At 59.5% G+C, this 15,906-nt stretch carries 4 protein-coding genes; all 4 read right to left on the bottom strand.

From position 1 onward, the window contains the following. A partial coding sequence (locus ACTHNE_RS01175; protein WP_440268359.1) for a condensation domain-containing protein occupies positions 1-4,757 on the bottom strand: 4,757 nt, incomplete at its 3' end. Continuing rightward, the gene (locus ACTHNE_RS01170) at positions 4,757-10,831 is read right to left on the bottom strand and encodes a condensation domain-containing protein (RefSeq protein WP_440268358.1); all 6,075 of its coding nucleotides are present in this window, start codon (positions 10,829-10,831) and stop codon (positions 4,757-4,759) included. The genes ACTHNE_RS01175 and ACTHNE_RS01170, both read right to left, overlap by 1 nt. Beyond that, entirely contained in the window at positions 10,831-14,250 is a 3,420-nt protein-coding gene (locus ACTHNE_RS01165; RefSeq protein WP_440268357.1) for a non-ribosomal peptide synthetase, read from the bottom strand. The genes ACTHNE_RS01170 and ACTHNE_RS01165 overlap by 1 nt, the downstream gene beginning before the upstream one ends. Further along, positions 14,247-15,905, bottom strand: a complete 1,659-nt coding sequence (locus ACTHNE_RS01160) for a cyclic peptide export ABC transporter (protein WP_440268356.1) — start codon at positions 15,903-15,905, stop codon at positions 14,247-14,249. Before ACTHNE_RS01160 ends, ACTHNE_RS01165 begins: the two co-directional genes overlap by 4 nt. Position 15,906 lies beyond the last annotated feature (1 nt).

The following is a 15,906-nucleotide window of genomic DNA, read 5'->3' as shown; positions in this document are numbered from 1 at the left end:
GCTTGCCACACCTGCCCCAGCGCCTGCTGCAGCACCTGGGCGTCACCGCTTGCATCCTGCCCATGCCGCAGCGCCGCTACGATCACGTGCTCGCGCGCACGTGCATGGTGTCGCGCCAGGCCGCTCAGCACCCGCCCCGGCCCCAGCTCCAGCAGCACCCGCCGCCCGCCTTCGCCCAGCACCGTCTCCAGCCCGTCCGCAAAACGCACGCCCTGGCGCAGGTGCGAAACCCAATACTCCACGTCCGTCGCGTCCTCCGCACGAACGTAGCCGCCCGTGACATTGGACACGTACGCCAGCTGCGGCGCACCCAGGCGCACCGTCTTCACCACCGCACGCCACTCCTCCAGCATCGGGTCCATCAACACCGAGTGGAAGGCATGCGAGGTGTGCAACACACGGCACGCCACCCCTTGTTGCGCCAGCCGTCCCTGCAAGGCGTCAATCGCCTCGGGCGTCCCCGCCGCCACGCAATGGCGCGCACTGTTCACCGCCGCCAGACTGCAGCCGCTGCCTTCCAGCACGTCGTGCGCCTGCGCCTCGCCCAGCTCCATCGCCAGCATCCGCCCTGGCGCCATCCCCTGCATCAGCCGCCCGCGCGCCACCACCAGCTTCAGCGCATCCTCCAGGCTCAACACTCCCGCCAGGCACGCCGCCACGAATTCGCCCAGGCTGTGACCGATCATCACCGCCGGCTGCAGCCCCCAATCCTGCAGCATCCGCGCCAGGCTGTATTCCAGCGCGAACAATGCCGGTTGCGCGTACGCCGTCTGCCCTAACCGCTCCTCGTCCTGGGCCAGCTCGCACAGCGCCGCGCAGGCATCCCAGTGCTGCCGGAAGGACGGCTCGCTTTCGTACAGGCCCCGACCCATCTGCGCATGCTGCGAACCCTGGCCGGTGAACATCCACACCATCGAGGCGGCATCTCCCTTGGCCGCCGTGTACGGCTGCTTCAACTGCCGCACCGCTTCCTCGACCGATCCGCTGACCAGCACCCGCCGGTAGCCATGCCGCGCGCGTCCCACCTGCAACGTGTACGCCACGTCGCTCAGGCAGGCTTCCCCATGCTGCAACCGCTGCGCCAGCCGATCGCTCACCGCCTGCAACGCCCGTTCGCTCCGCGCCGACAACACCAGCAACTGCTGCGGCCGATGGCTCTCCCCGGCAACCACCGTTGGCGCCTCTTCCACCACCACGTGCGCGTTGGTCCCGCCTATGCCGAACGAACTCACTCCCGCACGCCGCGGGCCCGTGCTCTCCCACGCCCGCAACTGCGTGTTCACATAAAACGGGCTGTTCGCAAAATCAATCTGCGGATTGGGGCTTGCGTAGTTGATGCTCGGCGGCAGCTGCCGGTGCTTCAGCGCCTGCACCGTCTTGATCAGTCCCGCTACTCCCGCCGCTACATCCAGATGACCAATGTTTGGCTTTACCGATGTGATGGCGCAGAACTGCCTGCGCGGCGTATCGAACGCCCGGGCCAATGCTTTCACTTCGATCGGATCGCCCAGCTCGGTACCCGTGCCATGCGCCTCGACATATTGAATGCTGTCGGAAACAACACCGGCTGCCCGCTGCGCCGCGCGTATCACCTTTGCCTGACCCAGCACACTGGGTGCGGTGTAACCGACCTTGTCCGCGCCATCGTTGTTGACTGCGGACCCTTTGATGACCGCGTGAATGGTGTCGCCATCGGCCAAGGCCTGTTGCAATCGCTTAAGCACTACGACGCCAGCGCCGCCACCTCCGCGCGTCCCCTTGGCGTCTCGGTCAAACGCGCGGCAATGGCCATCCGGTGACGATATGCTGCCTTCCTGATAGAGATATCCCTGAGGTGATATTTGCAGCAGGGAGGATCCCCCGGCCAAGGCAAGATCGCACTCTCCGTTGAACAGGCTGAGGCAAGCGTTATGCACGGCAACCAGCGACGTGGAACAAGCCGTGCCGACGGTAAGGCTGGGACCGCAAAGGTTAAGACGATAGGACAGGCGTGTGGCGACGAAATCAGGACGATTGCCGTACATGCCCGCCACAAGCGCCGCTTCCAGTTGCGCCGCTTGAGGCAGCAAGTGATCGAACAGATAACGGCTCTCGCCGATGCCTACGTGCACAGCCACTGCACGTGGCTGACTGTCATCGCCATAGCCTGCGTGCTCCAATGCTTCCACGGCACATTCAAGCAGCAATCGCTGCTGAGGATCGGTGACGTCTGCATCGCGCGGGGTGAAACCGAAAAACCCTGCATCGAAGTCCTCAATTCCATCAATCAGAACGCCGCACTTCACATAAGACGAATGACTCAGCAGCACCTCGCTGACCCCAGACTGGCGCAACTGTTCATCGCTGAAATGGCGAAGGGATTCCACACCGTGCTTGATGTTTTCCCAGAACGCATCCACGTCGGCGGCATCCGGGAAACGGCCGGCCATGCCGATGATGGCGATATCGTCACGTCCTGCAGCACGCTCAACACCTTCGCGAAGATCCGGCAGCGACTCATCGCCACGCAAAAAACCTGCAAGTGCGGCGATGGTGGGATAAGTGAACAGGTCGGTGACAGACACCTCACGGCCTAGACGCGCCTGAATCTCCTGCTGCAGCAGGATGCTTTGCATCGAGCTTCCGCCGGCATCGAAAAAATTGTCGTGGATACCGAGCTGCTGATCGCCCAGCACCAGGCACCAGATTTCATGCAGTTGTCGCTCCAGCGCGTCCGCCGGCGCGACCGGCTTGGATGTCGCGATCGATGCCGAAGCCCGCTCGATCGGTTGCTGGCGCACCACCGGCTCGATATGTCCATCGGAAGTCAGGCGCACCAACTCTGGGCGCACGTCCTCCGCAAGCGCAGCCGTTGGCATATTCCGCGAGCATGCTTCTTTTTCCGGTTCGTGCAATTGCCCCAGCGCTCCCACCGGCTGCAATTGTCCTTGCCCATCCAACACCATCCGGTGTTCGCCACTGTTGCGGTACAGCGCAAGAGTCGCTTCCCGTTCCTGCTCGCCAAGCAACGGCAGATCGAATATTCCGCCCTGCGGCGCCACTGCGATAGCTTTCAGCAAGGCGACATAGCTGGAAACCATGCTCTGGATGGTCTCGTTCTCGAACAGGCTTTCGGCGTAGACCCACGTCATGGCTAGCCCGTCCTGGCGTTCTACTGCCATGACTGCGAGGTCAAACTTGGCCAGGGCGTACTCTGTAGGCAGCACTTCCACGGCCAGGCCAGGGAGCGCCAAGCGGCCAAGCTCGTAGTTCTGCAAAGCAAACATCACTTGAAACAGCGGCGTGTGGCTAAGGCTGCGCTGCGGGTTCAACGCCTCCACCAGCGTCTCGAAGGGCGTGTCCTGATGTTCGTAAGCGCGCAACGTTTCAACGCGCGACTGCTGCAATAGCTCTTCAAAGCTCGCCGATTCGGGCAATCGGGTGCGCAGGGCCAGCGTATTGACGAAACAACCGATCAGCGGTTCAGTCATCGGCAGCAGGCGCCCGGCCACAGGGGTTCCCACGACCACGTCACGCTCGCAGCTCCAACGCCCGAGCAACAGCGCGAATGCCGCGTGCAGCACCATGAAAAACGTTGCCTTGTGCTGCTGGGCGAGACGCTGCAATGCTGCCAAGGTACCGGCATCCAGCTCCCTATGCAGCGCCCCACCCGCGGCACATTGCTGCACTGGCCTTGGCTTGTCTGTCGGCAAGTTGTGCAACGGCGGTATACCAGCAAGCGCGTTGCGCCAAAAATCCAATTCGCGCTCTGCCTTCTCGCCTTTGCAATGCTTGCGCTGCCAACGTGCGTAATCCACGTACTGATAGCTCAGCGCGGGCAACGGACTGGGCTGACCGCGGATGAATGCGTCATACAGAGCCACCAATTCCTTTACCAGCAACCCCAGCGACCAACCATCGGCCGCAATATGGTGCAAGGTGGCGTAAAGCACGTGCTCCTGCGCCGACAATCGCACCAGCAACAGACGCAGCATCGAATCGCGCGCAAGATCGAAGGGACGCTCCATTTCCGCACGCGCCAGGCGGGATATCTCGGCAATCTGGTCCGCTGATGGAAGCTCAGTCAAATCGATTACGGGCATCTGGATCGTCGCGGCAGCCTGGATCACTTGCACAGGCCGGCCGCGCGACTTGCGGTAAACACTGCGCAACACCGCATGTCGCTGCACTATCTCGACCAGACTATGCTGCAGCGCCAAGCAATCCAGCTTGCCTTTCAGGCGCAATGCCACCGGCATGTTGTAGCTGCTGGCACTTTCGAAATGGTCTAGAAACCACAGCCGCTGCTGTGCAAAGGACAGCTCGTGCTCGCTACCGGGCACGGTCGCCGCCGCCGGTTCGGGTGTGGCATGGGTTTGCGTGGCGGCGAGATGATCGACCAACGCCTGTTTGTGATGGCGTATCTGTGTCGCCATCGCATCGGTGATCGCGCCTGGCTTGCTGCGGGTTTTGAGCTTTCCATCTTCCAGATAGAGCTGCACGCCCGCGTCACCGAGCGCAGATAGCAGCATCTGAACCTCATCACGCGTCAGTCGTGCATTTTGTTCAGGTAATACCGGCGAGTCCGCGGCTGTTTGTGCGCCGGACGGAAGGCGGCGCAAGTACTCGATGATACCGGCCTTGTTGGCAGTGATCTTCTCACGCAGCTGCGCGGGAAATTCTTTACCCGATGCTGCAAAGGCAAGCTGGTCGTCCTTCAGATAGAGCACGATGTCGTGCGCAAGGGCTTCGCTGAGGATATGCGCAACCGAACTCATCAGAGCACCCCGTCCATGGTGGCATTGCCGCCGGCCAGCACCGCCTGCTGGCGCTCAACCATCGCCGCGGCAAGCACGGCATTGATCTTCTCCGCTGTTCCGGCGATGGTCGGCGACTCGAAGAACGTACTGATCGAGTATCGGGTACCCAGGAAGGGAAAGCGCTCGCGAAGGCGGCTCAATATGCGAGTAGCGAGCAGTGAGTTCCCTCCCATCTCGAAGAAGTCGCCATGCACGTCGATGCTGTCGTTGCCCATAAGCTCCCGCCATATTTCAAGCAGCCATTGTTCGACGCCATCGCTGCTTGTTGCGTGTTCGACCTGCACAGGCGCAGGCACGATGGCGGAGGACGTCGACTTCGCACGGCGCATCGGTGGATCGACCCAATAGCGCCGACGTTCAAACGGATAGGTAGGCAGGGGCACGCGTCGGCAGCGCTGCTCCGACTGATAGCGGTTCCAGTCGATGGACACGCCTGCCAACCAGAGTTGGCCAAGCGCCTGCTGCAACTGCAATGGTTCGTTTTCGGCCGGTTCGTTTACTGCGGGCAGCGCGTGGATCGACTCGCGCACAGGCGAGACTCCCTCCCACGCACCAACTTCCAGCCAGATCTGCGCATCGGCTTGTGGCAAGTGCGCAGCCAGATCCTCCGCTCCTGAATCCGTGCCCGCCAAATGGCGCATCCAGTAATGGACGCTCGTGACATCGTGTTCATCGACTTGACCACCCGCACGGCTCAGGATGCAAGGAAGGCTAGGAGCTTGTCGCGGCACTGCTTCCAAGGCCCTGCGCCATTTATCGATAACGTCGCCGGAACAGGAACGGCCAACGAGCAATGCCCGCATATCGACCAGCGTCAGCGCATGCTCCAGGCTGAAGACACCCGCCAGACACGCCGCCACCCATTCACCCCTTCCACGGCCGACCAGGGCCGCGGGCTGCACACCCCAGCTCATCAAGAGTTTGGCCAGGCTGTATTGCACAATGAACCATCTGGTTTCCTGCTGCAGAATCTCTCCGCCCGCTGCAGCCACAGCGGCATCGAAATACCGGCAAAATTCCGGCTCGCTTGCATACAAGGCCTGGCCCGCCTTGTTTGCGTGCATGCTCTGATCGCCCAATACCAGCATCACGGGCGCAGCACTCCTGTTAACCACGCTATAGGGCTGTTTCAATTGGGCTACGGCATCATCCGCATCGCGGCACACCAGCATGCGTCGGCAAGCATGCCGGGCGCGGCCAAGCTGAAGCGTATAGGCGACATCAGCCAAGGTATCGTCGCTTTGCTCCAAATGCACGGCCAGCCGCTCGCTCATGGCTTGCAAGGCCGTCTCGGTTCTCGCCGATAGCAACAAGAGCTGCAACGGGCGATGCGTTTGGCTAGGTGACGGTGGCGGCGCCTCTTCAAGCACTGCATGGGCGTTGGTGCCACCCAGGCCGAACGAACTTACCCCGGCCCGGCGAGGCCCACTGCTCTCCCAAGTCTTCAATTGGGTGTTGACATAGAACGGACTGTTATCGAAATCAATCTTCGGATTAGGTACGTCGTAATGAATATGGGGCGGCAATAACCGGTGTTTCAGTGCCTGTACCGTCTTGATGAGCGACGCGATGCCTGCTGCCACTTCCAGATGGCCGATGTTCGGCTTGAGTGAGCCGATGGCACAGGTACCTGACGGAACGTCGCCGAAGGCCAAGGTCAACGCGCGCAGCTCGATCGGGTCGCCAAGCGGCGTACCAGTGCCATGCGTCTCAACGTATTGGATGGAAGACGGGTTCACGCCAGCCTTGCGTTGAGCATGGCGAATGGCGGCGACCTGGCCCAACACGCTCGGTGCGGTGTAGCCGACCTTGTCCGCGCCATCGTTGCTGGTCGACGATCCTTTCACCACTGCATGGATGGTGTCTCCATCGGCCAACGCCGCATCCAGTCGCTTGAGCAAGACTACCGCCGCGCCATTGCCGCGCCGAGTTCCGCCGGCCTTTTGATCGAAAGTACGACACTGGCCGTCCGGCGAACGGATATCACCTTCGTGATACAGGTATCCGCCCGGCTCGAACTCGACGATGTTGGCCCCTCCGGCGATAGCCATCCGGCATTCACCGTGCAATAGGCTTTTGCAGGCTTCATGCACGGCGACCAGGGAGGTAGAGCAAGCGGTATTGAGACTAAGGCTCGGGCCGCAAAGATTCAGCTTATAGGAGATACGCGTTGCCGCGTGATGCTCTTTGTTATTGGCGTGAACAAGATCTTCGCCCAATGCGGAAAATTCCTCCATTTGCGGCAAGAGATGCTTGAGAAAATATTGATTCATGCCTACACCGACGAAAACGCCGACATTTCGCGGCACTTCGCCGTCTCCATGGCCGGCGCTTTCCAGCACTTCGTGAGCGCATTCCAGCAGTATTCTCTGCTGGGGATCGGTGACCTCCGCTTCGCGGCCGGTAAGCGCGAAATAACTGGCATCGAAGTCCTCGCATCCTGGAAGCAAGGTGCGGGATGGCACAAAATTGGGTTTGCGCACTACCGCCGGGTCCATGCCTGCATGCAGCAGCTGCTCTTCCGAATAGAAGCAGATGGATTCATGCCCGGCGGCGATCTGGCGCCAGAACGTCTCCGCGTCTTGCGCATCCGGAAAGCGGCAGGCAATGCCGATGATGGCGATGTCTTCGGCTGCCGCCATCACTCGCTCAGCCTCGGCCTGGGGCGGCTTCACCTTATCTTCGGCGTCGATAAACCGCGCCAGCGTGCGTATCGTCGGATATGTGAACAGATCGATTACCGAAACGTTGCGCGATAAACGCTCACCGACCCGTTTGCAAAGCTGCATCGCCAACAAGGAGCTTCCGCCTACATCGAAGAAATTGTCGTTGACACCGACATCGGCGATCTCAAGCACTTCCTTCCACAGTTCGCACAACTGCAGTTCGGTCCGGTTTTGCGGTGCGATCTGGACACTGCGCCTGGGCGCCTTTGTCACAGCCTTCGGTAATGCCAGGCGATCGACCTTTCCGGAAGGCGTCAGGGGTAACGTGTCCATGAAAACGTAGTGGGACGGCAGCATGTAGTCGGGCAACCAGCGAACAAGCTGCGCGCGGTACGCATCGATGACTTTCTGCTCCTGGACCGTGCGCGCCACTGCGGCGACCTCGCCCACCAGGCGCGATTGGACGTAGGCCACCAGTCGCGGTCCCACATGATCTTCACCAGCAGGCTGGACCACGACCGCGGCACGCGCCACATCCTCCATTTCGCACAAAGCACACTCGATCTCGCCCAATTCGATGCGTATGCCATGCAACTTGCATTGAAAATCGCCCCGTCCAAGAAAGCGGATATGGCCACTCGGCAAGCGATAGCCATAATCACCGCTGAAATATTCCACCGTGCCGTCGTCCATGCGCACGAAGCGCTGCGCGCTGAGCAGCGGCTCACGCCAATAGCCACGGGCGACATGACGGCTGCGAATGACGACTTGGGCAGGTTCAAACACCCGTGCTTCGCTGCCGTCCGCGCGCCGCAGGATCAGTGCAGTGCCGGCGATCGGCGAGCCCAACACGGGACGCAGTCCAGCATCTATGTCGGCAAGGCTGATATCGCCAAGCGTGGTCAATGAGGACTCCGTCGCTCCGTAAAGACCAACCAGCCGGCAGCCCTCGCCGAACGCCGCGCGAAAAATCTCCAGGCTCTGCTGGTCCACGGCTTCGCCACCTAGCACGATGGCGCGAACGCTGGAAAGCGAGCCCGGGACGACACCGGCGAACAGGTATTTGAATACCGTCGGCGTGGAGTGATAGACGGAAATTTTTTCTTGGATGATCAGCTGCAACAGACTTGCCGGTGCCAACGCGCGCGGGTCGGCAAGGTACAGCGTGCCGCCGGTGAGCAAGGTCCCGTACGTATCCAACACGGAGGCATCAAAACTGTACGATGCCAATTGCAAAACGCGATCGTCCTCGCATAACCCCAATCCCTGCGCGTAGCCAGCCGCGTGATAGGCGAGGCCCGCGAGGTCTTGCGTCACCCCTTTGGGGTGTCCCGTCGAGCCGGACGTATAAAGAATGTAGGCGGGTGACGTGCCGTCGGCCAACACATCATCGGCAGGGACAGCGCCAGGCTGATCGATGATTGCAAAACTACCGGTAAAGGAATCGACAAGCGCGAAATGCTCGCGGCTGGTGATAATGAGGTCGCAATCGGCGTGTGTCAGCATGTAGCTCAATCGCGCCGAGGGATAGGCAGGATCAAGCGGGACATAGGTGCGGCCCAGTTGCAAGGCCGCCAACATCGCAGCCACCATCTCGATTCCTCGCTCGAGGAGCAGACCGATGCGTGCCTGGCTGCCGCTACGTAGAATGGCCCCCGCGTAGCCGCGGGCAAGATCGGCCAACCGCGCGTAGCTGTGCGCATGACCGTTGCAAACCAGCGCTGCGGCCGTCGTGCGCCGCTGCATCTGCTTCCGCAGGCGGTCGACCAGCCCGCTGCCATCGCTACAAAGATCGGCAATGCAGGAAGCTGGAGGGACCAGGGCCGGTACCTGTGGGGCAAAGATGCCGTAGTCAAAACAATTTTTTCTCGGCGATTCGATGATGCGCTCTAAAAGGGTGGTGAACTGCTGCGCAACGCAAGCAATGGAGTGGCGGTCGAACAGCTCGATGTTGAAGACCCAATCCAGCCTTATGCCATCGCATCCTTCTTGCGCATAGATGTTGAGGTCATATTTGGCAGCCGGTGTCGGCAGATCCGGATAGCTGTCGACTTGGCAGCCAGGCAAAGCGAACTGGACGACGCGATTGTTCTGGAGCACGAACCAGATTTGAAATAGCGGGTGAAAGCTCCGGCTTCGCTGCTGTGCATGACGCTCCACCAGCAATTCAAACGGAACATGCTGATGATCGAACACAGCCAGGATGTTGTCCCGGTTGATGCCAAGCAGGGTTTCGAAGTCGATGTCTCGCGCCACCTTCGTGCGTATGAGCACGGTATTGATAAACAGGCCGACCAGCGATTCGCTCTCCGGATGCACGCGACCCGCCACGGGCGTACCTATTGCGATGTCGGCCTGATCGCCGTAGTGCGCAAGAAGTAACACCAAGGCGGTTTCCAGGAACATGAACAGCGAAACCCTGCGGCCCTGGCAATAGGCGCGAATACGCCTTTCAAGCGACGGACTAATGGTCGATTGCAGCAAATCACCGTCGAAGCGCTGATGGGGCGGCCTCGCTTTGTCCAGCGGCAAGCCGTGCACTTGCGGAAGATTCTCCAGATAGGAATTCCAGAAATGCAGCCCATGTTCCAACCCGGCACCTTGCAAGCGTGATTCCTGCCAGGCGGCATAATCAGCATATTGGAACGGCAACGGTGCCTCTTCTATTGGCTGGGTGCGAAGATAGGCGGTATAGGCGCGACAAAACTCTTCGATGAGCAATCCCGCAGACCAGCCGTCCGCGACGATGTGATGAAGATTGAAAATCGCCACGTGCCGATCTGGACCGAGCCGTATCAAGTTCACGCGAAATAACGTGTCTCGCGACAAATCAAAGCGCTGATGAAGGTCATCATCGATGATCTTTTTTACCGCGGACGGCCTTGCCGGAGCCGGCAAAACATCCAGATCGATCATGACGAAGCCTGCCTGGCAATCTTCCCGCAAAACCTGCCTTAGATCGCCATTGCGTTCTTCAAAATTCGCTCGCAATGCCTCGTGCCTTTGCATGAGATGGCGCAGCGCCAACTTGAAGCAGCCGATATCCAGTTCGCCCGTAAATCGGTAGCAGCCCTGGATATTGAAGTGGGCGCCATCCTGGGAAGAAAGCTCCGCCAGCCATACCCTGCGCTGCGCACGTGACACCGGCAGGTTGTTTCTGTCGGCCAGTGGCTCGGGGCGCGATCCACTTTCCGCGCTTCGCAACCGTCGTAGATAATCGATCAGCTGCCCTTTGTGCGCAGCCACCAACCGGCGCAGCTCTTCGGGCAAACGCCCTTTGGCTACCTTATACGCAAGCTCACCTTGCTTGAGATACAGCAGCACATCCGCCTTCAGGGCTGCGGCATAGATGTCTTCAGCACGCATCAGAAAGTGCCCTCATCGGTGGCGTCCTGCATGGCCAGCAACTGTTCTTTTTGCCGCGCCTGCTCCTCATTGATGGCCGCGAGCACTACCTCGGCAAAGGTGGCGATGTCAGTTTTTTCGAATAGGTCGCCCAATGACAAAGCCTCATCCGGAAGGTCGAATTCGCTGCGTACACTTCCCAACAAGCGAGTTGCCAGCAGCGACTGGCCGCCAAGCGCAAAAAAATCATCGGTGACTCCTACCGTCTCGAGCTCCAGGATGTCCTGCCAGATTTTCACGAGCCGGCGTTCAATATCATTCCGGGGCACCACTCGTTCGCCCCCGCTCGCCACGGACGATGCCGGCAACGCCGCGCGATTGACCTTGCCGTTTGTGGTCAATGGGATGCTGTCAAGCACCAAAATTTCGCTGGGAATCATGTAGTCGGGCAGAAATTCGCGTAGCGCGCGCTTGATGCGCGCGGAAAACGAATGGGCTTCCTCCACCACATGCCCGGCTTTCAGCACGACATATGCAACCAGGTGCTTATCCGCGCCCTGCTCTTGAAGCAGCACCACGGCATCGCTTATCTCCGGTTGTTGGCAGAGCCGCACTTCGATTTCTCCGGGCTCGATCCGGAAGCCGCGAAGCTTGATCTGCTCATCGGCGCGTCCAATGAATTCCAGCTCGCCGTCGGGCCGGTACCGCACCAGGTCACCGGTTCGGTATAGCCGGCGAGCCAGGCCATCAATGGTTCGGATGACAAAACGTGCAGCCGTGAGCTCCGGATTTCCCAGGTAGTCCCTCGCCAAACCGATACCGCCCACGCACAGCTCGCCGATCGCGCCTTCGGGAGCCGGCTCGCCTTCGGCGTTCATGACGAAAAGCTGCATGCCGGGCACCGCGCGTCCGATCGGCGCACGACCGTTGCCGGCGTAGCACGCATCGATATATGCGTGGATGGTGCAGCACACGGAGGTCTCGGTGGGTCCGTAGGCGTTGAGTATCTGCAAGTCGGGCAGCCGCTGCGCGATCGCATGCAGATGGTCGATGGCGATGGGTTCCACGCCTACCATGAGGCGCTTGAATTCCGGGCAGCCGTGCTCACGGTGCAGATACCGGCCGAAAGGCTCAAGATAGCCGGCGTACATGTACGCGCTATGGATCGCATGCCTATCCATCCAGTGAAACAATGCATCCGCATCCAGTCGCAATGCATCCGGCACGATATGCAGGCTTCCGCCGAAACATAGTGCGGAAAAAATCTCATACACCGATGCATCAAAGCTGATACTGCTCCACTGCGAACCGTTCCATGGCGGACTCAATGGCGCGAGCGCCTGGAAGTAGCGCAGCATGTTGATCACGCCTGCATGCGCCACAGTCACGCCTTTGGGGGTGCCTGTCGTGCCGGAGGTGTAGATGACATAGGCCAGTTCGTCGGCGCCTTCCGTTACCTTGCGCGTGGCGGGCCTGCCCAAACGAGGCAAGGCGTCGAGCTGCAAAACCGGTCTTTGGCTATACGCGAAGTTCTGCGCCAATTTGCATTGCGTAAGCAAGAGCGGTGCGGCGCAATCTTCGAGAATCGTCTCCAGCCGCTGCTGCGGCAATGAGGGATCGAGCGGCACATACGCAGCTCCCGCCTTGAGTATTCCGAGCATGCCGACGATCAAATGTTCCGAACGTTCGACGCACAATCCCACCACCGCGCCGCATGCCACCCCTGCATCCTGCAATATCGCGGCTAGCGCATTGGCCTGACGGTCCAGTTCGCCGTAACTGAGCTCGATCTCCCCGCAAGCCACGGCCAGGCGGTCTGGCTGCGTTTGAGCGAAGGCCTCGAAGCACTGCTCCAGACGCGGATAGATTGTCTCGGTCACCGACACCTCCGGCGCTATCTTGCTCGCCAGGGGAATTGCGTACAGGCGCCGGTTCGGATCCTTGAGCACCGCGTCGAGAAAGCGCATGAAGCTATCGGCCATGCGTGCGATTGAGTCGGCGAAGAACAGGTCTGCGTTGTAGTGCCAATCCAGCTCGAGTTCGCCGCTTCTTTCTTCGGCAACCAGCTGCAGATCGAATTTCACCGGTTCATGGGCGTTGTAAATGGCCTCGGTCACCAATCCAGGCAACACAAAGTCAGTTTCGACCTGGCTCTGCAGAACGAAGAGAATCTGCATCAAGGGGTTGTAAGCACGACTGCGTTCGACTCGCAATGTCTCAACCAGCCGCTCATAAGGGATATCCTGGTCGCGCAGTGCCTCAAGCACGTTCCGCGCGACTTTTTCGAGCCATTCAACAAAGCATGGATTACTCTCCATGCGGTTGCGCAGAACCAGGGTATTCACGAACAAGCCTACTGTGTCGTCCAGCTCGCGATGTTGTCGCCCGGCCACGGGAAAACCCGTCACAACATCGCGCTCGTAGCCGTAGATGCAGAGAATGGCCGCAAAGATCGCCTGCAAATAAACAAACAACGTGACGCCATGCTCCGCACACTGCGCCTTGACTGCTGACAACTGCTCTGCACCGATGGCTCGTCGAACCTTCTCGCCCTTGTAGCCCTGCAAGGGTGGTCTGGGCTTGTCCAGCGGCAAGCCATGAAGCCTGGGCGCATCCTTCAGGCGCGAGGCCGATATTTCTAAACGTTCATTTTGTGCCTCATCTTGGTTCCGGCGTTGCAGCCAGGCCGCATAATCGGCGTACTGAATCCGTGGCGGCGCGTGTCGCGATTCAACTCCTTCCCTTGCCGCGGCATACCCTCGCGCTATGTCCCGCTTGAGCACCTCCAGCGAGTGGCCGTCGCACGCAATATGATGCAAGGTGATGGCTATGACCCATTGCCGTGGTGACAGCTTGAGCCGAGTGGCCCGGACAAGGGGGCTGGCCTGAAGATCGAAGCGCCAGGTATTCTCCCGATGCAGCAGGTCCCGTACCGACTGCTCTTGCTCGGCCTTGCTCATGGAAGAGAGGTCTTGCGCACCCCAAGTCACATGAAACGGCGCTTCGACGAGCTGACATAGCTCCCCGTCGAGGTCGATGTAACGACTGCGCAAGGCTTCATGACGCGCAATCGCACCGTCAAGCGCAAGCTCCATGGCAGCGCAATCGAGCACGCCAGTAATCGTATATGCGCCCACCATGTTGTAGGGCGAGACGGATTGCTCCAGGCGATCCATCAGCCACATGCGACGTTGCGCCGCCGTAACCGCCACCCGTTGACGTTCCACGGCGGAAAGTACGGAAATCGTCCCATTGTGTTGATGCGAAAGCAGGACTTGCAAAAGATCGTGCTTGTGCCTCCTCAGCAAGAACAGCAACTCATTGTCGGGTTCCGCTGCATCAAAGTGAACGTGGAGCTCACCTTGGCTTTCAGCCAGGCGAACACCTTCGTCTGCACATCTGGCCAACAGATCACGGATTTCCTTGATCGATGTCGTCATGCGCTTGCCGTCTCGGGCTCGATCAAGGCCATCGTCTGCGCTTCATGGCCGGGCAGTATGGATACGATTTTGCCCGCCTCGAACTTCACCAGGCGATCGGCGAGATGAAAGTAGCGGTCGTCATGGCTGACCACGATCATCGTCTTGCCCATGTGTTTGAGTTCGAGCAGAAAATCGCGATAAAAGAATTCGCGGAACTCCGGATCTTGATCGGCGGCCCATTCGTCAAACACGTAGATTTCAGAGTCATCACAGCAGGCCACGAGCAATGCCAGGCGCTTGCGCTGCCCATGCGAGAGTCGCGTCGTGGACAGCCTGCCATGCTCGATGGTTACCTTGTCCGTCAGCTTCAGTTTCTGCAGCCAAGCGTCCAGCTTGCTGGCATCAAGCTTGCCGTCTTTTTTGGGAATCAACGTGTCAAAAAGGTAATAGTCCTGAAATACCGCTGAGAACATCTGCAAATAGGCAGGATGATCCATGACAACCTGTTCATTCAGCAGCACGTTTCCACCCTGCCGTCCATAAAGGCCGGTCAGCAACTTGGCGGCGGTCGTCTTGCCGCTGCCGTTGCCTCCGATGAAAAAGACGAGCTCTCCGCGCTGAAGATCCAAATTCAACGGCCCCACGGTAAAGCCGTCCGTACCGGAATCTGGACTGGTATAGGTGAATACGACATCACGTAACGACAATGACTGGAACGGGTCTTGCCCGGATGCCACCGTGGTGGTCACTTCGTCCACGGCTGAATCCAAATCCAGCTCCTCAAGGCGCCGCAAGCCAACCTTGGCCGCATGAATGACCCGAAACGAATTCATCAGAATGGTGAGCGGACCGATCATGTAAAAGATCACCATCACGAAGGTGATCACTGCATTTCGATCCGCGATGCGAAGATACGGGGCGGAGAACAACAACGCGCCAACGCCTATGAAGATGAGCGCCGCGCTCCAGTTATTGGACAGGTTCCAGAAAAATTCCGCTGCCAGGGTCGCCTTGCGGTAACGCTGAGCACTGCTCCTTAGCTCGGTATTCAGAAAATAATCTTCACGCCAACGATTGAGCTTCAGTTCCTTATTGCCGTCAATCGCCGCCTCATAGCATTTGAAGAGCTCGTCCTCTATGCCTCGACGCTGCTGAAACCGTCTTTCGGCGCGATCCGCAATGGCGAACTTGGCGACGCCTAGCCCAAGAATCAGGAAAAAGGCAAACACCGCAAACAACTTTGCGGACACCAAAGCGAGGTAGACCAGGCTAGCCGCCGACACGGTGAAATTGAACACATAGTTGGGCATAACCGTCACCAACTCGTGGATCGCGGGCACATCCCTGCTGAGCGCGGTATAAAGCCGATGGCGCCCCATCGCATCCACCTGCATGACGTTGAGCTTGCTGATGCCCTCCACAAGCTGCTGCCGCAGATCAAAGAATGCTCTTGCACTGAGCCTGGAAAGCAAGGTCTGCGAAAGAAAGCTGATCGATATCATCGCCACTAGCGCTAAAACGAACTGTCCCACCGCAGCCGTGTTGATGTGATCCAGGCGCGCATTGCGGCTGACCAGCGAAAGCAGCCAGATGTTGAATGCACCGGCCATGGCGCTGATCGCGCTGACCAAGCCTATACGTATCCTGTTTTGCTTGATGACCGTAAGAACCATA

The organism is Dyella sp., assembly GCF_051954575.1.
Lineage (GTDB): Bacteria > Pseudomonadota > Gammaproteobacteria > Xanthomonadales > Rhodanobacteraceae > Dyella_B.
Note: the sequence above shows the minus strand (reverse complement) of the source record. Positions and strands in the feature narration are given on the sequence as shown.